Source organism: Syntrophotalea carbinolica DSM 2380 (genome assembly GCF_000012885.1).
GTDB classification, from domain to species: Bacteria; Desulfobacterota; Desulfuromonadia; order Desulfuromonadales; family Syntrophotaleaceae; genus Syntrophotalea; species Syntrophotalea carbinolica.
The window spans coordinates 2,922,079-2,945,412 of sequence record NC_007498.2 but is presented as its reverse complement, the minus strand read 5'-3'; the positions used below and the strand labels follow the sequence as shown (position 1 = coordinate 2,945,412).

At 55.0% G+C, this 23,334-nt stretch carries 22 protein-coding genes and 1 pseudogene; 8 read left to right on the top strand and 15 right to left on the bottom strand.

The window, feature by feature from the left end; translation table 11 throughout:
• Nucleotides 1-147 precede the first annotated feature (147 nt).
• The 3 genes and pseudogenes from PCAR_RS13650 to PCAR_RS19290 all read left to right on the top strand — a co-directional run.
• A complete protein-coding gene (locus PCAR_RS13650) occupies nucleotides 148-2,139 on the top strand; it encodes an FAD-dependent oxidoreductase (protein ID WP_011342273.1) in 1,992 nt (663 codons plus the stop codon).
• A gap of 118 nt (nucleotides 2,140-2,257) precedes the next feature.
• Entirely contained in the window at nucleotides 2,258-4,054 is a 1,797-nt protein-coding gene (locus tag PCAR_RS13645) for a 2Fe-2S iron-sulfur cluster binding domain-containing protein (RefSeq protein WP_011342272.1), read from the top strand.
• Nucleotides 4,055-4,777: 723 nt separating this feature from the next.
• Nucleotides 4,778-4,891, top strand: a pseudogene (locus PCAR_RS19290) (transposase); the annotation flags it as partial.
• 289 nt (nucleotides 4,892-5,180) lie between these two features.
• On the opposite strand, the gene PCAR_RS13635 reads toward PCAR_RS19290, so the two are convergent.
• The 8 genes from PCAR_RS13635 to PCAR_RS13600 all read right to left on the bottom strand — a co-directional run bounded on the left by PCAR_RS13635 (nucleotide 5,181) and on the right by PCAR_RS13600 (nucleotide 11,823).
• Nucleotides 5,181-5,885 carry a FadR/GntR family transcriptional regulator gene (locus PCAR_RS13635; protein WP_200858971.1) on the bottom strand — a complete coding sequence of 235 codons (705 nt, stop codon included), beginning with the start codon at nucleotides 5,883-5,885 and terminating at the stop codon, nucleotides 5,181-5,183.
• 491 nt (nucleotides 5,886-6,376) lie between these two features.
• A complete protein-coding gene (locus PCAR_RS18020; protein ID WP_052643446.1) occupies nucleotides 6,377-7,468 on the bottom strand; it encodes a sensor domain-containing diguanylate cyclase in 1,092 nt (363 codons plus the stop codon).
• A gap of 219 nt (nucleotides 7,469-7,687) precedes the next feature.
• Nucleotides 7,688-8,011, bottom strand: coding sequence for an RNA recognition motif domain-containing protein (locus PCAR_RS13625; RefSeq protein ID WP_011342267.1), 324 nt, complete (start codon nucleotides 8,009-8,011; stop codon nucleotides 7,688-7,690).
• 76 nt (nucleotides 8,012-8,087) lie between these two features.
• Nucleotides 8,088-8,294: a YwbE family protein gene (locus PCAR_RS13620; protein ID WP_011342266.1), complete on the bottom strand. Its 207-nt coding sequence runs from the start codon at nucleotides 8,292-8,294 to the stop codon at nucleotides 8,088-8,090.
• A 4-nt stretch (nucleotides 8,295-8,298) separates the two neighbouring features.
• Nucleotides 8,299-8,661 (bottom strand): hypothetical protein, encoded by a 363-nt coding sequence (locus tag PCAR_RS19075; RefSeq protein WP_011342265.1) that lies wholly within the window; start codon nucleotides 8,659-8,661, stop codon nucleotides 8,299-8,301.
• 153 nt (nucleotides 8,662-8,814) lie between these two features.
• Nucleotides 8,815-9,840, bottom strand: coding sequence for an RNA 3'-terminal phosphate cyclase (rtcA, locus tag PCAR_RS13610; protein ID WP_011342264.1), 1,026 nt, complete (start codon nucleotides 9,838-9,840; stop codon nucleotides 8,815-8,817).
• 379 nt (nucleotides 9,841-10,219) lie between these two features.
• Nucleotides 10,220-10,669, bottom strand: coding sequence for a hypothetical protein (locus PCAR_RS13605; protein ID WP_011342263.1), 450 nt, complete (start codon nucleotides 10,667-10,669; stop codon nucleotides 10,220-10,222).
• An 830-nt stretch (nucleotides 10,670-11,499) separates the two neighbouring features.
• Nucleotides 11,500-11,823, bottom strand: a complete 324-nt coding sequence (locus PCAR_RS13600) for a DUF190 domain-containing protein (protein WP_011342261.1) — start codon at nucleotides 11,821-11,823, stop codon at nucleotides 11,500-11,502.
• A 332-nt stretch (nucleotides 11,824-12,155) separates the two neighbouring features.
• Here PCAR_RS13600 and PCAR_RS13595 point away from each other — a divergent pair, with 332 nt between their 5' ends.
• Entirely contained in the window at nucleotides 12,156-13,133 is a 978-nt protein-coding gene (locus PCAR_RS13595; protein WP_011342260.1) for an IS481-like element ISPca3 family transposase, read from the top strand.
• Nucleotides 13,134-13,263: 130 nt separating this feature from the next.
• Here the strand turns inward: PCAR_RS13595 and PCAR_RS13590 are convergent, their stop codons facing one another.
• Nucleotides 13,264-14,610 carry an alanine/glycine:cation symporter family protein gene (locus tag PCAR_RS13590; protein ID WP_011342259.1) on the bottom strand — a complete coding sequence of 449 codons (1,347 nt, stop codon included), beginning with the start codon at nucleotides 14,608-14,610 and terminating at the stop codon, nucleotides 13,264-13,266.
• 67 nt (nucleotides 14,611-14,677) lie between these two features.
• Nucleotides 14,678-14,797, bottom strand: a complete 120-nt coding sequence (locus PCAR_RS19170) for a rubredoxin-like domain-containing protein (RefSeq protein WP_011342258.1) — start codon at nucleotides 14,795-14,797, stop codon at nucleotides 14,678-14,680.
• A gap of 432 nt (nucleotides 14,798-15,229) precedes the next feature.
• Between PCAR_RS19170 and PCAR_RS13585 the strand changes: the two genes are divergently transcribed.
• On the top strand, nucleotides 15,230-16,042 hold the full coding sequence (locus PCAR_RS13585; RefSeq protein ID WP_052643444.1) for a CheR family methyltransferase: 813 nt from the start codon (nucleotides 15,230-15,232) through the stop codon (nucleotides 16,040-16,042).
• A gap of 5 nt (nucleotides 16,043-16,047) precedes the next feature.
• Here PCAR_RS13585 and epmA read toward each other — a convergent pair whose 3' ends face one another.
• Together epmA and efp are read right to left on the bottom strand one after the other, a co-directional pair.
• A complete protein-coding gene (gene epmA, locus PCAR_RS13580; protein ID WP_011342256.1) occupies nucleotides 16,048-16,962 on the bottom strand; it encodes an EF-P lysine aminoacylase EpmA in 915 nt (304 codons plus the stop codon).
• A gap of 3 nt (nucleotides 16,963-16,965) precedes the next feature.
• Nucleotides 16,966-17,529, bottom strand: coding sequence for an elongation factor P (gene efp, locus PCAR_RS13575; RefSeq protein WP_011342255.1), 564 nt, complete (start codon nucleotides 17,527-17,529; stop codon nucleotides 16,966-16,968).
• Nucleotides 17,530-17,802: 273 nt separating this feature from the next.
• Here efp and PCAR_RS13570 point away from each other — a divergent pair, with 273 nt between their 5' ends.
• Together PCAR_RS13570 and PCAR_RS13565 are read left to right on the top strand one after the other, a co-directional pair.
• Nucleotides 17,803-18,381, top strand: coding sequence for an OsmC family protein (locus PCAR_RS13570; RefSeq protein ID WP_041531382.1), 579 nt, complete (start codon nucleotides 17,803-17,805; stop codon nucleotides 18,379-18,381).
• A 305-nt stretch (nucleotides 18,382-18,686) separates the two neighbouring features.
• Nucleotides 18,687-20,462, top strand: a complete 1,776-nt coding sequence (locus PCAR_RS13565) for a B12-binding domain-containing radical SAM protein (RefSeq protein WP_011342253.1) — start codon at nucleotides 18,687-18,689, stop codon at nucleotides 20,460-20,462.
• Nucleotides 20,463-20,471: 9 nt separating this feature from the next.
• On the opposite strand, the gene PCAR_RS13560 is transcribed toward PCAR_RS13565, so the two are convergent.
• Nucleotides 20,472-21,197: a lytic transglycosylase domain-containing protein gene (locus PCAR_RS13560; RefSeq protein WP_011342252.1), complete on the bottom strand. Its 726-nt coding sequence runs from the start codon at nucleotides 21,195-21,197 to the stop codon at nucleotides 20,472-20,474.
• Nucleotides 21,198-21,319: 122 nt separating this feature from the next.
• On the opposite strand from PCAR_RS13560, the gene PCAR_RS13555 reads away from it, so the two are divergent.
• Nucleotides 21,320-21,673 (top strand): hypothetical protein, encoded by a 354-nt coding sequence (locus PCAR_RS13555; protein ID WP_011342251.1) that lies wholly within the window; start codon nucleotides 21,320-21,322, stop codon nucleotides 21,671-21,673.
• A 54-nt stretch (nucleotides 21,674-21,727) separates the two neighbouring features.
• Here the strand turns inward: PCAR_RS13555 and PCAR_RS13550 are convergent, their stop codons facing one another.
• Both PCAR_RS13550 and PCAR_RS13545 read right to left on the bottom strand, forming a co-directional pair.
• Nucleotides 21,728-22,855 carry a metallophosphoesterase gene (locus PCAR_RS13550; protein ID WP_011342250.1) on the bottom strand — a complete coding sequence of 376 codons (1,128 nt, stop codon included), beginning with the start codon at nucleotides 22,853-22,855 and terminating at the stop codon, nucleotides 21,728-21,730.
• A 105-nt stretch (nucleotides 22,856-22,960) separates the two neighbouring features.
• Nucleotides 22,961-23,320 (bottom strand): sulfite exporter TauE/SafE family protein, encoded by a 360-nt coding sequence (locus tag PCAR_RS13545; protein ID WP_011342249.1) that lies wholly within the window; start codon nucleotides 23,318-23,320, stop codon nucleotides 22,961-22,963.
• Nucleotides 23,321-23,334 lie beyond the last annotated feature (14 nt).

The following is a 23,334-nucleotide window of genomic DNA, read 5'->3' as shown; positions in this document are numbered from 1 at the left end:
AACGCAGCAGATTTCTGAACTGTTCCAGCAACGGCAAGATCACTCATCGGTAACTTGGCGCAGAAAGAGTTCGGCACTATGTAGAGTCTTATACGGGAAGATCTAAGTATAGAAGTTCCCGGTAAAAGTCAAATAGAGGAGATAAGCATGGCAAGGATACTCTACGGAGTATGGAATGAAGAGATCGCCGACAACCGGGACAAGCGGTTTTTCGAGATAGAAGAGCTGAAAGAGTTCGATCAGATGGATGAATTCGATCCCGGAAATCCGGTGAAAGCGTTCCTGGGTGCCAACGGTTTTTTTGTCTTCGACAAGGAGACCAGCATTCTTGACGCCGCACATCAGTATGTCGCCACTGCAGCCAGGGAGTCCTGCGGCAAGTGTACGCCCTGCCGTGTGGGCACCGAGGTGCTCACCTCAAAGCTGGAAGCGCTCAGCAAGGGCGAGCTTGGAGCTGATGCCGTGGATGAGATTCTGACTCTGGCCGAACATATCAAGTCCACTTCCATGTGCGGCCTGGGGCAGACCGCCACCGATCCCCTTATCGCCATGCTCCGGCATTTTCGGGATGAATTCGAGGTCAATATCGGCCGGTACGATGAGACCGGAAGGCAGGCCTACACCGAATATGTGACCGCCCCATGCATCGAGCAGTGCCCCTCCCGGGTAGATATCCCTCGCTACATCGAGTATGTGAAAGACAGTAAATTCGACCGTTCAATCGGCGTGATTCTGAAGAAATACCCCATGGCCGCCACCTGCGGCCGCGTGTGTGTGCGCTTCTGCGAGGCCGCCTGCCGCCGCAGTCGCGTGGACGAGCCCGTGGGTATCAAGGTGCTCAAGCGCTTCGTGGCCGACAAGGAGCGCTACATCAAGGATCAGTGGTTCAACGAGGACCTCATCCATGAAAAAAAGGGCGACGATCTGAAAGTGGCCGTCATCGGCGCGGGCCCGGCCGGCATCTCTGCGGCCTACCATCTGCTGCTCAAGGGCTATCCCGTGGACGTGTACGAGTCCCTCACAGAACCCGGCGGCATGGCGGGTGTGGGCATTCCCAAGTACCGCTTGCCCAAGGAGGAGATTCTCAACAAAGAGGTCAGCATCATCGAGTCGCTTGGCGGACATATCCATTATGGCAAGAAGATGGGTAAGGATTTTTCCCTCGACGATCTGATCAAGCAGGGGTACAAGTCGGTCTTCATCGGCGTGGGCGCCCACAAGGGCAAGAAGTTGAAAGTGGCCGGTGAAGACGATTCTCTGGAAGGCTATATCAGCGGCGTCAAGTTCTTACTCTATATCAATCAGTTTGTCCTCAATGAAGAGCAGACCGAATTCCCGCTGAAGCTGGGCAAGAAGCTGCTGGTGATGGGCGGTGGCAATGTGGCCATGGACTGCGCTCGCTCCGCCCTGCGCATGGGCGTGGAAGAGGTGCATGTGGCCTACCGTCGCGCCGAAGAGCAGATGCCCGCCGATGTGGAAGAGATCCACGCGGCCAAGGAAGAGGGTATTCGCTTCCATTTCCTCAGTCAGCCGGTTCGGGTGATTTCTGAAAAGGGACAGGTCACCGGCATTGAATTCGTTGAGATGGAGCTGGGCGAGGTGGACTCCAGCGGACGCCGGGGTGTGACTCCCAAGCCGGGATCGGAATTCATCATCGATACCGACAACGCGGTGGTCGCCATCGGCCAGGAAGTGGATACCTCCTTCCTCGGCGAGGATGACGGGATGGAGCTCGATCGTTGGGAATGCCTGAAGACCGACGACCATCTGGCCACCACCCGCAAGGGTGTGTTCGCGGGCGGTGATTGCGTGCTGGGGCCAGCCACCCTGATCCAGGCCATGGCCCAGGGCGAGATGGCGGCCCGATCCATAGACGAGTACTTGACTTACGGCCGCCCCCAGTTCGATTCGGATAGCCGCATGAGCCAGTTCGTTAAATGTGTCCGTAAGCATGCCGACGACGACGTGATTCAGCCCGTGAAGCATCAGTACCGGGTGCGCATTGAGGAACTGGAGCCCGAGAAGCGGAAAGAGATCTTCGAGGAGGTTGAGAAGGTCATCACCGAGGACGAGGCGTTTCGCGAGGCGGATCGGTGTCTGCGATGTTATCGGATTTATTCTGTGATAACGGATCATTAATGGCTTTGGCAACATAAAAGACGACAGCGATACCGTTATACCCATTAGAAAACAATGAGTGTTTTCAGTTAAGATTGCATGCGCTATTCAGCGTTGACAAATCTTTTAGGAGATTGCAATGCAAGGAACCATCAACGGAAAACTCGTGGAATTTGGGGCAGACGAGACCATTCTCCAGACCGCGAGACGTTACGATATGTTTATTCCCACCCTTTGCGAGCTGGAGAATCTCGACCACACGCCCGGCACCTGCCGCGTCTGTCTGGTGGAGATCAAGCGCAAGGGGGATGACTTCACCCAGATCGTGACCTCGTGCAATACGCCTATGGAGGAGGGTATTGAGGTGCAGACTCGTAGTCGCAAGGTGCGCGAGCAGCAGCGTCTTCAGGTGAATCTGCTGCTCACCGATCATGAAGAGGACTGTGCCACATGCGTGCGCCACGGCGACTGTGAACTGCAGGACGTGGCCCAGTTTGTGGGCCTGAAAGAGGCGCGCTTCAAGTACGACTTTTCAGGGGGCCGTACCAAGGATATCAGCTCGCCGTCGGTGATCCGCGACATGACCAAGTGCATCCGCTGTGGACGATGTGTGACTATCTGCCGCGAAGTACAGGGCACGGACGTGCTGTTCTATGCGAACAAGGGCGTCGACTCCGAGATAGGCGTGCGCGACAGCGATCTTTTGAACACGTCGGATTGCGTGAGCTGCGGCCAGTGCACCCTGGTCTGTCCTGTGGGAGCCCTGGCCGAAAGGGATGATACCGAAGAGGTGATTGACTACCTCAACGATCCCGAGATGTTCACCGTGGTTCAGTTCGCTCCAGCCACCCGCGTGGCACTGGGCGAGGAGTTCAACATGAAACCCGGCAGCAATGTGGAGGGCCAGATGATCACCGCCTTCCGCAAGATGGGGGCCGATGTGGTGCTGGACACAAACTTCACGGCCGACGTGGTTATCATGGAAGAGGGCAGCGAACTGCTTCACCGCGTGAAAGAGGGCGGCACCCTGCCCCTACTCACATCATGCTCCCCCGGCTGGATCAACTACGTGGAGAAATTCTATCCCGATATGATCTGCAATCTCTCCACCACCAAGTCGCCTCAGCAGTGTCTGGGCGCCATCGCCAAGACCTATCTGGCCGAGAAGATGGCAATTGATCCGGCCAAGATGCGCGTCATCTCCATCATGCCCTGCACGGCCAAGAAGGAAGAGGCTAAGCGTCCTGAATTCACTATCGGAGACCGTCCTGAGGTGGATGTGGTGCTCACCACCCGCGAGCTTGGCTCGCTGCTGAAACGGGAAGGCATCTGGTTGCCCGATCTGGAGGAGGGGAATTTCGACAATCCCTGGATGGGCGTGGCCACGGGCGCGGCCGAGATCTTCGGCTCCACCGGTGGTGTGATGGAGGCGGCCGTGCGCACCGTGCACTACATCGTCACGGGCGAGGAAATCCCCGGCGTGGACCTGAAAGCTGTGCGCGGCCTGGAGGGCATCCGTGAAGCCAGCGTGGATCTGGGCGAGCTGGGTACTGTGAACGTGGCCATTGCCAACAGTCTGAAGTCCGCAAGGGAGTTGTTGGAACGCGTGCGCAGCGGCGAGAAGGAGTACCATTTCATCGAGGTCATGGCCTGCCCCGGCGGCTGTATGGGAGGCGGAGGTCAGCCCAAGCACAAGCGCAACTACCGAGAATTCCTCACGGCGCGTCAGAAGGCCATCTACGACATCGACGCTGGCAGCGAACTGCGCCAGTCCCACCGCAATCCTTTGGTGAAAGAGATGTACGACAGCTATTTCGGCGAACCCTACTCGTCCGAGCGGTCGCATAAATATCTTCACACCACCTATACGGACAAGAAGCGGGTGGTGAAACACACCATTAAGGAAATCTGGGACGAGCTTTCGGAAGGCCGGTAGGAACGGTGCAAGCTGCATCTTTACAACCGGAGTAACAGTAAGTCGCAGCCTCATGCGGCGAAACACCATCAGAAACCACTAGGACTAAAAGATCGGGGTTTCCGTGATTATCATTTGCAGTTGGTGCAAGAGACGGTTGGGGTGGGTTAATGCCTCTAAAGGTGAAAGCCACGGAATTTGTCTGAAATGCTTGCAGGAGTTTTTCCCGGAAGAGGGAAAAACTATTGTTGGACGGGGGGACTACAGGGCTTTGGTGACACATTCCGCCAAACCGGTCGCCCCCTGTGTCAGCATAACTGTCGCCTCTAACTGAACTCCAAAAGATCGAAGGCAGTCAGGAGGCGCATGTATTCCAAGTCATTCAGAGCCCTGATGATCAGGAAGCTGGCAGACCCCGATAGCCTTGGCCCCATGTCGATTGCCAAGGAAAACGGGGTATCGCGCAGTACACTCTATCGATGGATGAGCGAAACTGATACGGTGGATGTTGCTGAGCAACCGGATCCACCCTCCTTCTCCAAGTCGATGCAGAGGATATCGGTCATGAAGCGTCCGCAAGATTGGACTCCCGAAGAAAAGTTGGCAGCCGTTCTAGAAGCTGCCTCGCTTTATGAAGAAGACCTTGGCCCTTTCTTGCTCAGCCGAGGTCTGCATGAAGCCCATTTGCAGCAATGGCTCGATCAGATGCTGGTCGGGCTTGAGCCATCGCCAGCCAAGCGCAACGAGCGAAAACGAATCCATGAACTAGAGAAGGAGATTCGGCGCAAAGACAGGGTCCTGGCTGAGGCTGCAGCCTTGCTGGTTCTCAAAAAAAAAGCCCACGACATCTGGGGGGACGAGGACGACAACACGACCCCATAGCCAGAAAAAAGGTACTGGTTCTGATCGAGGAAGCCATGCCAGTCCTTCTGGTGTTGTTGTGGCAGCTTTTCGGACTGTTCACAATCTCGGGGGAAGGTTATACCCATGTTTCTCTGAGGGGAGAATAATGACGGACATGCTGTCTCTTATATGACGGGGCCATATCCGACCTGAGGAAGGCAAGAAGTACGATATAGAGACATAAAAAGGGCGGAGCCAAGGCTCCGCCCTTTTTATGAGGGTGATTTTCACATCGTCAGACTGCTTATTTGGGATTGGGTTGTTTCTCTTCTTTGTCCCGCATAGCCTCCAGCTCATTTTCGACATCGCAGATATGGCCCAACATGGCTTTTTCTGCCGCATCGGCATCTCCGGCCTTGATCGCATTGAAGATTTTTTCATGGGAGTCAAGGACATGCTGCGAAAATTCCTGGCCCGGTTTGATATGGGTTTTCAGATCCGTCAGCATGCTGTTGACAAAATCGAGAATCATGACCATTACCGGATTGCGGCTGGCCTGGGCCAGAAAAACATGGAAGTCGACCTCTTCTTTGGCACCAACCACATTCTTTTTCTTTTCAAAAATCTTCCGGCATTTGCGGTCGATGTCTTCCAGTTTCTCGATTTCCTGGGCGCTGAAACGTTCTGCCGCAAGCCTTGCCAGGTAGGGTTCGATAATCTTGCGGATTTCAGAGAGATCCTTCACAGAGACATTCTGAAAATGAAGGAAATTGGCGATGGAGTCGCGGGTCGTTTCCATATCGACCTCGCTGACCACCGGTCCGCCGCCGGCGCCTCGTTTGATTTCAATGAAACCCATGGCCTCCAGGCTGCGGAGCGCTTCGCGCAGGGTGTGCTTGCTTACCCCGAATTGTGTAATCAGGTCCTTTTCAGGCGGCAGGCATTGCCCGGGTTGCAACTGGCCCTTTAGTATCGCTTCTCTCACCTGACGGATAATGTGGGTTGACATTTTGTCATGACTTGCTGAACGGAACATAGTGACCTCGATCTATTTTCTTCAAATAGCCAAATATTTAAAAGGTTCTTTTATTTTTTTCAGAATACTAAAGTTGAAAAAGATAAGCAACCAAAATTGTGTACAATCCCAACCCCACCTTCCTTACCGGGAATGGTAGCACTTGTAGTTTAGTGACATGCTTTTTGGGGAACCGAAGTCGTATCGGATGATTTTATTTACATGAACAACGCCTGCATGGTGTTTCAAGGGAGCTTCAGGCAACGCTGGTGAAGTCGTTTCTTTGCAGAGAAGAGCGGCAACGGATCCTGCCCGATAAAGCGTATGCCCATGACAGTGAGGTACTTCGGGAGAAATGCTTGTTCCCTGTATTTGAGTTGTTCGGTGGAATATCTTTATGGTGATGGAGGAATAACCCGGCTGATTCCCCGCGACATCCAGAGCATATTTGCGTTGGGTTTTTTGGTGATGGCCATGAGCTCTGGTCAGAGGTTAAGGCTGGTTGGGGAGCTGCATACCGCGGGCACTACCCGATTGCGGTCGGCGTTTTTGGCTTGGTAGAGAGCCTTGTCGGCGGATTCGATAAGGGTCGTTGGGGCTATATGCAGCGAGGGGATGACTGAGGCGACTCCCAGACTGAGGGTAAGGATCGGTTTTACGCTGGAGGTGGGGTGTTGCAAGGCCAGATCCTCTACGGCCTGGCGTGCTTTTTCAGCAACGCTCAAAGCGCCTTCCAGGGGGGTCTGGGGAAGCAGCAGGGCAAACTCTTCGCCGCCGTAGCGGGATGCAAGATCGGCGGGGCGCCGGGCGCAATCCGCCAGTGCCTCGGCAACCCGACGAAGAACTTTGTCGCCAGCCTGGTGGCCGTAGTGATCGTTATATTTTTTAAAACAGTCGATGTCACACAGAACCAGCGACAACGGACCTTCTTCGCGGGCCAAACGCCCCCATTCCGCCTGCAGTGCCTCATCGAATGCCCGTCGATTGGGGATCTGGGTCAGGGCGTCGACACGCGCCAGATGGGAGAGGGCGGTATTGGCTTGCTCCAAGGCCGCTTCCGCGCGCTTGCGTATGGTGATGTCCCGAAAATGTCCGACGATGCCGGGCGAGCCATCGAGGGTTACCAGGGACGCAGTGGAGACCATATAGAAATCGGATTCGCCCTTGGCGTTGGGGCACTCGATATCCCATTCATGAAACGATTGGGGAAGATGGGCCTGGGTCAGAGGGCAGCGGGCACTGTCCCTGGAGCAGAAATCGAATACATCATGGCAGGCATGTCCTACCACGGCATCGTGAGTCCTGTTGAGAAGTCGGAGCATGGCGCTGTTGGCACGCACGATGGTTCCGTCCTGGCGTACGACCCAGATCGGGTCGGAAGAGGACGAAAAAATCTGCTCCAGTTCCATGCTTTGCATTTCCATGGCCAGTTGTTTTTTTGTCGAAGCCGCGACGAGTTCTTCGAGTTTCTTCTGGCTGGTTGCAAGGTTGTGACAGGTTTCAGCGAGGGATTTGTTTTCGATTTCGAGTTCTCGAATGCGTTCTTCAAGGCTAAGCAGAGTTTCGGGATTGGTCAAAGTGGCCTCCACCCGTGCCCAAGGCCCTGGTCAACGGAACACTGGAGACTTGGAACAACATTGAAGAATAAGGGCAGCTGATTTTGCAGGATTTGCGGGTATTTTCTAATCCCATGGCATTTATGTCAATATTTAAAATGCCTGCCCCCTATGCCACGGCGCGGTACGGCCTCGCCTGTAAGATGAGCTTTGTTCGGTGGTGCCTGGTTGCGTGTCGACCTATTTACGGCGTTTCTGCCGTTGTTTTGCCGGGCCTTGTGTGTTGGGGGCGGGGTTGCGGCGGGCGCCGCCAGGTTGCTGCGGTTTGGCAATGCTGACGGAAATGTAACGATCGTTGATGCGTGCGCCGTCGAGACACACCACGGCTTCCTTGGCCTCGGCTTCGCTGGCCATTTTGACGTACCCGTATCCGCGGAATTGGCCGGATTTGGTGTCTTTCCCCATGTGGATATAGGATACTTTTCCCGCTACGGAAAAGAGTTTTCGCAGTTCCTCTTCGGTGATTTCGGGAGGAAGGTTTTTGACGTACAGATCTTTACTCATGGTTGTCTTTCCGTGGAGATGGGTGTTTAAAACGCTTGCGCCTGGTTGCACCAGGGCGGTTCTGAAATCAGGTTGCTCAATCCGTCTGCTGCGGTCCGATATGTCGAACCCGGCCAATCCTGCCATCGGTCAGGCTCACTTTGATACCCCTGGAGTGGAAGGGCGCTTTGGTAAGTAGCGTGTCAACGATACCGTAGCTCAGTACGCCGGTACGCTGATCCTTTTTCAGTACGATGGCCACCTGCAGGCCGGGATGGATGTCCTTACGGTATTCGCCTGCCATATCTTTATGCTTCCTCGGGAGAGCTGGATTGGGTCTTGGTGGCGTTGCGGCAGGCGCGGCAACGGAAAATGTTGCTCTTGTAACATTGCAGCAGCCCATCCCCTTCGATCCGGCCGTTGCCCATACAGGTTTCCGGCCCGGCGATGCCGTGGCAAGCGACATCGAACAGCAGCGGCTTGAGAAATTTTGTGAACGTGACTTGCTGCTTGGCCGTCAACAGATCCACCTGCCCCTCGTTGTCGAGCAGAAACGTGCCGACCCCCAGGACAGTACGGGGCAGGTAAGTGGTGTCGGCAACGGCGGCTTTTATGTAGTCGGTATCGGTGTAAACCAGATACTCGAGAAGATCCAGGTCGATGTCTTGCATGGTGCTGCTCTCCGCAATGTATATTGGGCCTGTGTCAATGTCTCCGGCGCATCATGAGCTTAAACGCAGGGAAATGCCAGTCTTTTTTTTGATATGAGCGATCTGTCCTGGTCCGCGGGGAGCGCATTTAGGCTCATTACTCCATGGCCATTGTTATCTCCTTTTTTCAAGGCGGATTTCCCAACCGTTGCATTCTGCCTCATTTATCTTGACGTCGACCGGAAGGAAAATTTTTATCACCTCGATATTGGTCAGGGTATGAGGGGTGGGGTGTAGGGTCCGGAAAGCTCCGCCGCCGGCCAGAGCCAGAGGAAGCAGGAGTTGGTCGGCAAGGTGAAAGGCGACCGGAACCGGCGCAGCCAGGTATTGTCGGGCCTCACCGCATGCCTGCCGTGCTACCTGTTCGGCGGGAACGCCTCTCGCACCGAATGCGGAAAAGACTTCGGTGACATGTTCGCCGGTGATTTCGAGCAGCAGAACATTGCCGTGCCCCCGGGCGTCGGTGATCTCCTCGACAAGGAGTTGCTCCGGGTTCCAACCGAGTTTTTGGCCGACGGTCTGCAATTCCCGTTCGGCGATATGGCGTGGCAGATTTGCCACCAGGGCGCGGGCGCGGCAGTCGAGGATTCTGCCCCTTCGGCATAGTTCGATGGGGTTGAAATCGGCCACCGGTGAAATGCGAAAGGTCATTTTGCCCCCGCCGGCAGGGTAAAATCCGGGGCGTTTGAGGTGCGCCTCGACCCCCGGCCCCATGCGCGTCAATAACGGCAAAAAGGCACGGGCTAAAAAATCGAAGGGGGGCGCGAAGGGGTTATGGGTGCCGCCTTCGAGTTCCAGGGAGGAAGGCCCTTCAGCCAGACACAGGGCGGGGAGGACCGTCTGCAAAACCAGGGTGCAACTGCCGGCGCTGCCCACGTCGAAATGGAATCTTCCCGACCGGATGGTCCGCGGGATAAAGGTTAATTGTCGGGAGTGGAGATCGGCCCCCTCGACTTCCGCCGCACCGACCTCGGCCGCGGCATGTACTGCCGCGAGATGCTGACGCATAAGCCCCGGTCTTTTGCGGCCGCGGCGGATGTTGATGATGCGAAAGGGGGTTCCGGTAACGAGGGACAGGGCCAGGGCGCTACGTAGGATCTGGCCGCCCCCTTCGCCCCGGGATCCGTCGATGCATAGCATGACAATACTCCAGAGAGACGGTGTCGGTGGCATCCGGCCCATTTACCGTCGTTCGTATGGTGTTCTGCCGTTTGTTTCAGCATACAGTGTACGTGCCCATTTGGCCATCGTGGTTTGCTATTTTCCGCAGAGGTTTATGTTTGCAGGGAGGCGGCCCGGCCGGTTTTTGCCTTATGTCCGATAGTTCCCTGATAATCTGATAATCAATTTGGGACAAGATACGAGAAGGCCCAACCTGTGGGAAACAGGTCAGGCCATGGGTTGTTTGTTTCTTGTGATTTGTCGGAAATGCGGAAACTGCTCCATATTTTTTAAAGAACATATATCAAACACAATCCGCATATATTATATTTCTAACTTTCACTAATCTGGTAAAACACTATTTTGTATCCGTCCACCAATAAATATAATTTTTATAAATTTTTGATGGCCTTATAAGTAAACAACCATTTTCATTTACTAGTTTAATAGATATATATTTTTTCCATCCATACGTATTGCTATACAACTTTACATTTATAAACCCAGGATCAATACTTACTATTCTATATCCTTCAGGCATATAATAATTTATCTTAAGCATATATTTATCAATGCCAGCGTCTCTAAAGTATTTTTCTGAAAACTGGCCAATTATTGCAGTTTTATATTTATCCCTATTATATCTATCACTGGTTTCAAGACTTAAATAAGCCATTAAATTATCCATAACTTTTTCAACAACCTCAACTCCCTCAGTTTTTGTTTGAGAAAGGCTTGGACTATTTAATGTACCCGCAAAACTATTTATCGAAAAAGAAAGAATTAAAAAGATAATAATTTTCTTCATGCCATCCATCCCATACTTATCTTATAAAAAATTAAAAAGTTTAAGATTTATTTAAAGATAAACACGATCAATCATCTCCTCTTGAAACATGATCACGAATTCACCGATAAAGCCGACTGAGGCTGTTCCGTCAAATAAAAAGTCTAATCTTTGGTCAATGGTTAAAACATGTCTCGGAAGTTGTTCTTGAGAGATTGAAACTATCATTTAGAAACACCCTGAAGAGGGCTATCTATGTAGTGTTTTTAATAAAAATTGCGGCCTGACACACAAAAACAGAAGTGAGTATGGTTATAAGCAAGGAAGGATAGAGGCTGAAGACTCTAGTTTCTTTCGTATGTCGCTTAAGCTCACAAGGGGAGGAAAAACTCTGTTACGCATGTCAGACCGCCAAGAAAACTGGATTTAGTTCAAATTAAAATATCCTTTTCAAGAATTTACACATATATAAAAGAAGAAACGAGGCATTCTGCTGTGTTGTTGCAGAAGTAGTATCGTAAGCTTCCCCGTCAAGTAGACAGCTACATATCTATACTAGTATTCAATTGAATAGTCAAGCATTAAACTTGGATCCGGGGCCCCTCCAAATCCAAGACATAAGCACCATGGGAAAACGACCGGCCAGGTGTGCTGGCAAGGCTGTCTTGCTTATTGTCTCAGAATGATTCCAGGCTGATCTCTGGTAACTTTTCTGCGTTTCCCCAAACCCTGCACTCTGAGACACCTTGTTCTTAGATGATCACTACCTGAGATTTTTCCGGATAAAAAAATCCCCCCAACCCACTTAAGACTGGAGGGATTTTAACCAAACAAATGAAAACATCAACCTGTTACTTATAGATCAGAATGTCAATATCTTCTTGGTAAACCAGCCCCTTGTCCACCATTTTTTCCAATAGAGGTATAAACTTAGCGATTCTTTCTGGCTTGTCCGCTATTTCAACCATAACAGGCAAATGAGTGGAACGCAGAGCTCTGACTTTTCGAATGCGTGAAGACGCCCCAAAACCTTCGTCCCCTTTGGCAACCGTGGCACCAGCGAGGCCCTCCTCCAGAGCCTTTTCGATAATGACTTCATAAAGAGGACGGGACTCCCAGATAGCGTTTTCCCCAACGAAAATTCGCAACACCTTACCTTTACCCACAATTTCCATCTTGAACCTCCATATCTCTTTGGTGAACAGATCCGAAAATTCGCCCCCGGCAATTAGCGGATCGGTCACATCTTTGAAAGTAGGTCTGATAAAAGATGGTTGCTACTAAAAACAAGTTAACAAGCTTTACCGTAAACGCAACCCGATATATCTTCTCGCTGAAAAGAACAATGGTCAATTTCTCACGGGTTGATGGTTCCAATCCTCCCTAAATTCCAAGATGCTAGCTGTTGGGTCCCGGATGATTCCATTAGCAGAAAAAGCTTCCCGTTATTCTTAGCTCGGGATATGCTTTTTGATATTCTCTGCGGTGAAATCTAAAGGAGTCTGACATGACGATACGGTTACACGCTAATGCCACAACGACCCCGAAAATCCGACGATATATCCAAGAGTCGGAAAAATCGCACAAGGCTTTAGCTAAAGAACTGGGCATATCCATTGACACGGTACGTCGCTGGCGCAAACGTGACGATGTTCACGATCGGTCTCATACGGCACACCGACTGAATACAACGATGACCGAAGCCCAGGAAGCTGTTGTCATCGAGTTGCGTCGCTCTTTGTTGTTGTCTCTCGATGATCTCCTGGTCGTCACTCGGGAATTTGTCAATGCTGACGTCTCTCGTGCGGGACTTGACCGTTGTTTGCGACGACATGGGGTATCCCGATTGGCGGACCTGATCCCGAAAGAGGAAACGGCCAACAACAAGCCCAAAACATTTAAAAACTACGATCCGGGGTTCGTTCATGTCGATATCAAATATTTGCCACAGATGCCGGACGAAACCTCTCGGCGTTACCTGTTTGTAGGCATCGACCGTGCTACCCGCTGGGTTTACCTGGAAGTGTGCAAGAGCAAATCCGCCCAAGCCGCAAAGGGCTTTTTGAATCGCCTGGTAGCCAAAGCGCCATTTGTGATCAAAAAATTGCTCACCGACAACGACAAGGCATTCACGGATCGATTTTCCACTGCTGGAGAGAGAAAGCCAACAGGGAATCATGTATTCGACAAAACCTGCGTTCAGCATGGTATTGAACATCGGCTTATTCCTCCACGCCACCCTCAGACCAACGGGATGGTTGAGCGATTCAACGGTCGCATCAGCGAGGTTTTGGCAACAACCCGGTTCGATTCCGCCGAAAATTTGGAGCAGACATTGTTACGTTATGGTTATCTATACAACCAGCATATTCCTCAGCGAGCGTTGGGGCATAAAACTCCCATACAAGCTCTGAAGGATTGGCAAAAAAAGAAACCAAAACTTTTCCGTAAACAGGTCAGGAATCATGCGGGACCTGACAGCTAGCCAGCAAAAAAAGCGGCCCGCCAGAAATGCTGGCAGGGCCGTCGGTTCTTCTGGCGGGCCTTTGGCAGGCTATTGGAAAACTGCCTGTGGTAGGCATGGATATACTTTTTCGGCATTCTGCCTATTCTGTTTAATGATCCGGATACATACGGCCGGGGTCACGGAAATAGATCCGGGTCTGGCGTACCACCAGGGGACAGAGCCAGAGCAGACCGACCAGGTTGGGCCAGGCCATAAGCGCATTGAAAATATCGGAGATGATCCAGACCAGTTCGAGACGGATGGAAGCGCCTACCGGCAAAAGCAGGCAGAACAGCACCCGGTAAGGCAACACGACTTTGCCTCCGAACAGGTATTCCACGGAACGATCGCCGTAGTAGGACCAACTCAGGGAGGTGGAAAAAGCGAAAAATATAATACCGATGGCGACTATGTATCCGCCCGGCCCCGGCAAACCGGTGTCGAAGGCCCGGGCGGTCAGGTCGGCGCCGCTCAGGCCGCTGCGATAGGCGCCGGTGTGAATGATCACCAGGGCGGTCATGGTGCATATGACCAGGGTGTCGATGAAGGGGCCGAGCATGGCGACCAGGCCTTCGCGCACAGGTTCTTTGGTGCGCGCCGCGCCGTGGGCGATAGGCGCACTGCCGAGCCCCGCCTCGTTGGAGAATACGCCGCGCGCAACGCCGAAGCGCACCGCCTGCGCTACGGCCGCTCCTGCAAAACCGCCGGCCGCGGCACTGCCGGAAAAAGCATCTTGCACGATGGTGACAAGCCCGGCCGGAATCGCCTGCCAATGGCGGGCCAGTACAAAAAGAGCCCCCAGCACGTAGAATGCCGACATGAACGGCACTAGGCAACTGGCCACTTTGCCGATGCGGCGGATGCCACCGACAGTCACGGCGAAAACCAGACCGCCGATAAACAGCCCGGTAAAAAGCTTGGGCACTCCGAACAGGGTCCGTACCGGTTCGGCCACGGAATTGGCCTGGGCCATATTGCCGAGGCCGAAGGATACCAGCACGGCAAACAGGGCGAACAGGCGACCGAGCCATTTGCAGCCCAAGCCCTTTTCCAGATAATACATGGGGCCGGCACTGATCGTGCCGTCACTGTGGATGGTGCGAAAGTGAAGGGCCAGCAGACATTCGGAAAATTTGAGTGACATGCCGAATATTGCCGTGATCCACATCCAGAACACCGCACCGGGCCCGCCCATGGCAATGGCGGTTCCGACCCCGGCGATATTGCCGGTGCCGATGGTGGCCGAAAGAGCCGTACTCAACGCTTGAAAATGACTGATCTCGCCGGCATCCTCGAGGCTGTCGAAGCGGCCGGAGACAAGTTGCCAGGCATAGCGGAACCGACGCAGCTGCACCAGGCCGAGCAGCGCGGTCATGAGCGCGCCGGTACCGACCAGCAGGACGATCGTGACCGGTCCCCACACCACATCCGCCACTTGTTGCAACAGGGCATCCACGCCGCTTTTTTCCCTCCCACTCGCCGGAAATTCCGCTGCCGGAATCGGCAATGCTAACTATTTCCGTTTAATTGATCTTGATAAAGCGATTGGATCTGGCGCCACATTTGGGACACATTTTAGGGGGCGCAGGGCCTTCAACGATCAAGCCGCAGACTGTGCATTGCCATCTTGGGACAGAGCTCATTGTTTTGTCCTTTTTTGGGGTTAACGTTTTGCCACCCTTATATTTTCCCGGCTCAGGGCTAAATTTCAAGGCGAACGGTTGAGAAACGCAGAAAACCTTTTTGCCATATGAATGATTGACGGAAATCTCCATAAACGCAGCGGGGTTCGAAAACGATGCCGATACGCTTCCATCCAGGCACTTTTTTTCTCAACCTGTTTATGGCTTCGCCCGGTTAGTTTTGAGTACATCTTACAAAACCGCAAACCAATACACCGGCCAAGGTCCTATCGGGGATGGCAGGGTGGTTTTAGAGAGTTGCAACCGGAGGAATGCCCGGTCGTTTGCGCCGGCTTAGAGGTATAATAGCTGGGAATAGGTTGCATATTGGCTCGAGCAGGATCGGTCCCCAATCCACCCCGGGCATTTTGCTTTTCCCTATGGATGTCCCTTATGCATTTTGATGCGTTTTTGAAGCAGATTTGTCCGCGCCTGGGTCTGGACTGGCGCAAATATCGTCGTCGCGCCGCCCGTCATCGGGTGCAGAAGCGCATGGCGGAACTCGGCCTGGAGAGTTACGAGCAATATCTTGCCTGTCTGTATGCGGACGCTGCCGAGGCTTCTGCTCTGGCGGAGCGCATGGCGGTGAGTGTCAGTCGGTTTTTCCGTGAGGCACAGGTGTGGGAAATGCTTGAAGGGCAGGTTTTACCGAAGTTGTTGGCGGGGGTTGCCGGGAGGCGTCCACTGCATGTGTGGAGTGTCGGATGTGCCGGCGGCGAGGAGCCTTACAGTCTTGCCTTGTTGTGGCTCGAGCGGCTGCGGTTCCGTTATCCGCAGCGACGTTTGCTGATTCTGGGCAGCGACTGTGATGCCGTTTCCCTGCGGCGGGCTCGGCAGGCCTGTTATGCCCCTTCTTCTTTGCGGGAACTTTCCGGTGCTCTGCGGGGTAGGTGGTTTTCCGTCTATGGGGGGCTGTGGCGGTTGTCCCCGCGTGTGACCGGCCGAGTGCGTTTTATTCACCACAATTTTATGCGTGATCCCCCGCCCGGAAGTTTCGATCTGATCCTGGCCCGTTATCTTCCCTTCACCTATTACCGGGGTGCGCGCCGTCTGCAGGCGGCGCGGCGTCTGTGGCGTGCCTTGCGACCCGGCGGAATGTTGCTGATCGGGGCCAGGGAGTCTCTGCGAGGTGAAGAGCTGCGGCTGTTCGCTCCCTGTCACGGAATGATGGGGTTTTATCGCCGGCGATCCGCGGGTGCGGGCTAAGACAGTTAAAGCAATTCGGGCGTAAAGGCCACGATCTCGTCGATGGTTTCGGCGCCGGTGATGAGCATCACCAGACGGTCTACTCCGAGGGCAATGCCGGCGGCTTCAGGCATGGCTTCAAGTTCCCGTAGGAATTTCTCCGGAGACGGGTAGGGGGGCTTGCCGGTGTCTCTGCGCATTGCTTCTTCGGCGACAAATCGCCCGCGTTGTTCAACGGGGTCGGTCAGTTCGGAAAAGGCGTTGGCCAGTTCCAGTCCGGCGATGTAGAGCTCGAAGCGTTCCGCCACATGGGGACGCTCCGGGTGCCGACGTGCCAGGGCTGCCAGCTCGGCCGGATATTCCATCAAAAAGGTCGGTTTGCCGATGCCGAGGCGAGGTTCGATTTCAAAGGAGATGATTTCGTCAAAACGGTCTTCGTCCAGAGCCTGTCGCAAGGATAGCGAGCCGTAGCGGTCAAAGGCCTCATCGACGGTAAGACGTTCCCAGGGGGGCGTCAAATCGATGGTTTGTCCCCGATAGGTGAGATTGCCGCCGGGCAGAAGCGTTGCCAGCAGGCTTTCGCATTGCTCCATCAGAGTATGGTAGTCGCAGCCGGCGGCGTACCATTCGAGCATGGTGAATTCCGGCAGGTGCCGGGAGCCGCGTTCGGCGGCGCGCCAGCAGCGGCACAGTTGGAACAATTGCGGATAGCCGGCGGCCAGCAGCCGTTTCATGCACAGTTCGGGGCTGGTATGCAGGAACCAGTCGTCGCTTTGCACCGCATCGATATGCGCCTCGGGGGCGTTGCCGGGGATCCGGTGCGGAGTTTCGACCTCCAAAAAATCCCGTCCAACGAAAAAGGACCGGATCGTTTGAACGATCCGGGCCCTTTGTTCGAGTCTGGTACGCTTCTTTGCCAGCGTCCAGTTGCCTTGCATCATGCTTTATTCCTTAACCCGGGTGACGTACTCGCCGGTGCGGGTATCGATCTGGATCAAAGTGCCTTCTTCAACGAAGGACGGTACCTGCAGATTGTAACCGGTTTCCACGGTAGCCGGTTTGTTGTTGCCGGCAGCGGTGTCGCCCTTGACCCAGGGCTCGGCCATGGTGACGCGCAGGTTGACGAAGTTGGGCAGGGTGATGCCGATGCCGCGATCGCCGAACATCAGGATTTTGACTTCCATGTTGTCGACCAGGAAGTATTTTTGATCGCCCAGGGCTTCTTCGCCGAGGGTGGTCTGCTCGTAACTCTTCTGGTCCATGAAGACATAACCGGTTTCATCCTGGTAGAGGTACTGCATGTCGCGTTCTTCCAGGGCGGCAGGTTCGAAGGATTCGCCTGAACGGTAGGTGCGATCGAACAGGGAGCCGGTGATCATGTTGCGCAGTTTGCATTTGTACAGGGCCTGGCCTTTGCCCGGTTTGGTGAAATCGAACTGGACGATGACATGCGGTTCGCCATCGATCATCAGTTTGGTGCCTTTACGCAGGTCGGAACAGGTCAGCATGGTTCTTTCTCCTCTAAATGTATAAGCCGTGTAAACGGCGGATCATTCAAACATGGCATTAAAGCACAGGAAAACCGCTGTTGTCATGGAAAAAGTGGTCTTTGTCGTGGGGGCGTTGCCACGCCCGGGGTCTGAACCAAGAATGTTAAGTCGGCCAGGTGTTGTCTGTAAATCAATGATTTAGGGTGTTTTTTTGAACAATGGGGACGGCCGCAGAGGTATAATGAATAGGTAAACCCTTACATGGAAGCACGCAAACCACAGGAGATGGATATGAAAGGAAAACAGACCTGCATCAATGGTGTAGATATAGAGCAATTGCGGCAGAACATATCCAATATAGAAAAAGACCCTTCTCTTGCCCACTGCCAGTTCAGGGCCACCAATCGATGGCAGGGCGGAGGGCATTCCCAGACGGTTATTCATGATTTTCATGGGGCCGGGCAGGAGATCACCCACCGGCATGATTTTCGGATGGATGCCGATGAACCGCCGTTGCTGCTGGGTGAGGATATCGGCGCCAACCCTGTCGAATATGTGTTGACCGCCTTGTCCGCCTGCTTGACGACATCGCTGATCTATCTTGCCGCAGCTCAAGGCATCACCCTGCGGGAAGTCGAATCGGATCTCGAAGGGGATCTGGATATTCGCGGTTTTTTGGGATTGTCGGAGGAGGTTCGTAACGGTTACGAGCACATCCGTGTGAACTTCCGCATCAAAGCCGATGCCCCCCAGGAGAAAATCGAGGAACTCATCCGTCTGGCCGTGCAGCGTTCGCCGGTATTCGATGTGGTGAGTAATCCGATTCCCGTCAGCGTCAAAGGGGAAAAGGTGGTTGAGACGGCGCACTGACGACCCCGGTTTTTCACTTGTGATATGGTCGGTGCCGGATGCTGATCCGGCATGCGGCGTAAAGGCAGGGCTTGTGATCCGGGCATCGCAAGCCCTGCGGTCATTTGTGTCGATAGCAGGGGGGGCGATCAGCCCTTGCGGCGGTATGTCGCGCACAGGGATAACTTGCTTCGCAACCCGATTTGCCGTATAGAAAGGGCTGAAATGCTGGCTGAGCAGGTCGGCGACTATCCACTTTAAGCCGATTATTGATGTGTCGACGGGCCTTGCTTCGGTTGGGCCGGCGTTCGTTGAAAGGCGATACCATGAATCTCACCCTTGTTTCCATGCATATTGAACCCTCGGCGCGGGCCGTGCCCTTGGCCACAGCGATGTTGGCGGCCAATCTCGGGCAGGCCTTTGCAGGGCGACTGCAAACGCGGCTGGCCGATTTTTACCTGGGCCAGGACCGCGCCGAATGCGTCGCTGAGATCCTGCGGCAGGATCCCGATGTGGTGGGGCTGTCTGTTTATGTCTGGAACCGGGAGGCGTTGCTGGCGTTGGCGACCGAGCTGAAGGCGCGTCGGCCGCAGTTGGTTCTTTTTGCCGGGGGGGCGGAGGTGACGGCTGCCCCGTCCGGGATTGAGCAACATCCCGCCATCGATTTCGTGCTGCCGGGGGAGGGCGAGGAGATCGTGGTCGCAGCCCTGCGTTTGCTGCAGGAGGGCTGCCTTCCCGCGCAGGTCGGTGAGCAGCTTAATCCCTCTCCGGTAACGGATCTGGCGACCCTGCCCTCTCCCTTCCTCACAGGGCTTCTCCCCCCCGAGCGCTATCCCGGTCTTTTGTGGGAGTTATCCAGAGGCTGTCCGTTCCGCTGTGATTTCTGTTTCGAATCCCGCGGCAGCGACAAAGTACGGCGTTTTCCCCCGGAACGCCTGCGGGCGGAACTGGAGTCCTTCGCGGCCGCTGGCGTCCGGCAGCTGTTCGTGCTCGACCCGACCTTCAATTACCATCAGCCGCAGGCCAAACAGATGCTGCGCATGATGGCGGAGCTGGCCCCGGAAATCCACTATACCATCGAGGTTCGCGCCGAGTTTATCGACGAAGAAATGGCCGGTCTGTTTGCCGACATCAACTGTGCTTTGCAGATCGGTTTGCAAAGCGCCGATCCGGCGGTACTGGCCCGTGTTCACCGGCAGTTCGATGCGGAGGATTTTACCGAACGCATTCTGTTGCTGCATGAAGCCGGGGTGATTTATGGGTTCGACCTGATCTACGGATTGCCCGGCGACACGCTGCAGGGTTTTATTGACAGCCTGGACTTCGCTCTCGGCCTGCGCCCCAACCATCTCGATATCTTTCCCCTGGCGGTGCTGCCCGGTACGCGCCTGGCTGAAACCGCCAACGGTTTCGGACTGCAGTACCGGCACCAGGCCCCTTACACCCTGTTGTCGTCCCCGCATTTCAGTGCCGATGACATGGAGAGCGCGGCGGGGATCGCCCGGGCCTGCGATCTCTTTTACAATCAAGGCCGTGCCGTGCCCTGGTTCGATCTGATGCTGGATAACCTGGAGATTACACCGGGGCAATTCTTTACCAGCCTGGCGGGTCTGCTCCCGGAGCATGATCCTGCCGGTGTGGCACTCATAGACTGGCAACAGCAGGTGCTGGCCGGAAAGTTCCGGTCCCAGGACAAGATGGTGGCTGCGGCTCTTGCCGCCGATGTCGTCGCCTGGTTCGGTTATTCTTCGGCGCTCATGTGCGGCGAGTTGGGACAAGACCCTGGGCCGAAGGAAGCAGGGCGGCTTTATCTGAACCCTGACAGCTGCTTCGTCTCCTTCGAGCGGAATCCCGAGGCCTTGCTGGAAAAACTGGAGATGGGCGTCACCGATCTGGAAGTGGTGGCCATGCTGGTTGCCGAGGAACCTTGCGAAGGGTTGCTGTACGTCCACCAGGGCAGTGTCGCCCTGGGGATTTTTTCTCCACAGGAATTGTCCTGGCTAAAGAGTCTGCAGGATTGTGGCGGCGTGCGTCCATCCGACAAGGAGTTGGCCGGGTTTTGCGATGCGGCCCTGGCCGAAGGTCTTATTGTGATGGGCTGACAGGGCTATTCAGGACTGGCGGACTCGAGCCAAATAGTTGCGGGTTTCTTCGGGCAGACGCTCAAGGCCGTGGCGGTCGACATTGCCCATGCCCCAGTTGTAGGCAGCCAGGGCATGGTCGAGGTCGCCATCGTAACGGTCGAGCAGCTGCCGCAGGTAACGGGTACCGGCCATGACGTTCTGTTCCGGGTCGAAGGGGTCGGTGACGCCCAGTTCGGCGGCGGTGTCGGGCATCAGTTGCATCAGCCCCTGGGCACCGGCCGGTGACTTCGCCTTTGGGTCGAAGGCGCTTTCGGTGCGAATCACCGAGCGGATCAGTTCGGGATCCATGTCGTGACTGGCAGCTGCCTGCTGGATGATCTGTTCCATGGCAGGCGATTGGACTCGTGGTGCTGCCGTTACCGGTGAGCTTGACCCTGTCAACGCTCTGCCATGTGTTGGCGGACTGTCAAAAATCCGCCTGTCCGTCAGGCCGTCCAGGCTGTCTTGTCCGCCGATGGGGATGGTTCCCGGCATGGCGTCCAGCTCCGCACCGTCCGTTTCTTCAAACAGGCTGCGGGCCAGCTCCAGTTGGCACATATGCATTTTAAGCTGGGCCTGGCGGGCCGCCGCGGCCTGAGGGCTCTGCTCGGCCAGAACCTGTCGCAACCGACCCTCGAAGTCGGTCGAGTTTTTTTTGTCGCTGACAGTGCGGGCAGCGGGCGGCAAACCGATGGACTCAATTTTGATACTCATGGCGACCTCCGGGCAGATAAGGTTTAGCGCAGGGAATATTTTTTTTGCAGCTTGTGTGCCCAGGTTGCTGTTTGTCCGATAAATAATCAAAGGGAAGCATCTTTCCAAAGCTTGGAGGGGGTATGGAGCGTGAGGATCGCCGGCGGGGTCCCGATATCCGGGTGCGCTCATTGCGTTATCTGGCTCTGGCTGGCTGGACGGCTTTAATCATCTGCTTTTTCATCTTTGGCCGGGCCAAACCTCAAGTCGAAACCTTTTTTGATCGTTATTACGATATTCACCTGCGGTTGTATTGGGACACGGCATGGCTTCGCCCTTTACTGTGGCTGCTGGTGGCGGGACTCGTGGTGAGCCTTGCCGGCCTCCTCGTTAACAGCCGTCGTCATCGGCGACGTAGCGACGAGTGGCGCGTTTCTCTTGTGTTGCCGGCGCTGTGCTGCATTGCGGGGATTTTGGCTTTTCTCTGGGCTTTTTAAAGTGGATAAAAGCATAGGCCAGAAGGCTGTTTCCCTCGGTTTCAGTAGGAGATTTCATGGTTTCGGACTTGGCGCGACAAGCTCGAACAAGGTGATTTCCGGCGGCGCGCCGATACGCATGGGGGGGCCCCAACTGCCGGTTCCGCGACTGGCATAAAGGATGTTGCCGGCCGGCAGTCGGTAAAGACCGTTCTGCATGGGGTAGGCAAGGTGCGTCAGCAGGTTGAAGGGGAAAATCTGGCCGCGGTGGGCATGGCCGGACAGCTGCAGGTCGAATAACCCGGTGGCCGCCACGTTGATAACGGGTCGATGTTTGAGCAGTATGCTGAAACGTTCTGTGGGGCCTCCCGCGAGCAGGGGGGATGCGGGTGGCGAGGCGAGGGCCGGGTCGTCAACACCGGCCAGCAGCAGCCACCGGCCTATCGGGACGCTGGTGTTACGCAGCAGGGTAAAGCCGCTGCGCTGGAGAAAGTCGAGGGACTGCTGTACGCCGGCATAGACCTCGTGGTTGCCAAGTACGGCATATTTACCCAGCGGCGGATCGATGCTACGCCACATATCGCTCAGACCGTTGAGGTGATCCATCTGCGCATCGACCATGTCGCCGGTGACCACCAGCAGATCCGGTTGCAGACGCTGCAAAATGGCGATGACCGGCGTCAGGGCTTTATCCCGATGCATAAGGCCCAGATGCAGATCCGAAATTTGGGCCACCCGTAGCGGTGGCGTGCCGGACGGGAGTTTGTTGCAGATCAGGATAATACGTTCAACGCGAAGATACGCTGCTTCGTAAAATCCATACATTCCCACGCCCAGGGTGACGACCAGAATGATGCCCGCGCAAACCGGACCGCGCAGGGAAAAACGCGCAAGGGCGGGATACCGACGTTGCCAGGCGTGTATCAGCAACTCCCAGCAAAAAACCGGCAGCAGCATGCTGAAGGCGATAAACAGTAGTCCCATCCAGCTGTAACCGGTCCAGGCCATGTAGCGGGCCAGAGCAGGGAAGCCGTGGCGATCGAGCAGCCGAACCATGATCGGGGCTACCAGCATCAGGGCCATCCATGCCCGGCCGGCATTGATCACGTTGCGGTTGCCGGCCAGCAACGGCACTAGCCCCCAGTAGACCAGGGTGTGCATGGCACCGTACAGGCACAGGAATGTCAGCAAAAACCAAACCATGCTTATCTCCACTCCACACCCTGGCATCAGGGTTGCCTGGGTGGCCCCAAGTATAGCACCTCAAAGGGGATTGCGCAGCGAGCCGCCAGGCTATCCGGCACCGATTTATTTCTGAAAGAACAGATAACCGGCCAGACCGAGCAGGATGCAGGCAAAGACGCGCTTGAAGCTGGCCGTCGATACATGTTCCAGGACACGTGCCCCCAGCTGTGCGCCGATGATGCCGCCGACGCCGAGCAGCAGGCCGACCCGGTAATCGACATTGGCCAGTTTGTTGTGGGCGAGCAATGCCGATGCGGAAATAACCAGGATCGCAAGGAAGGACGTTCCCACCGCTTTTTGCGCCGAAAAACCCAGAAACAGCAGCAGCGGAATCATCAAAAAGCCGCCGCCCAGGCCGCTGAAGGAAGCCCCGACTCCGACCAGGATGCCCAGCAGTGCCAATAAAAAAAAGTGCAATGTCATGACGGTTATTCCTG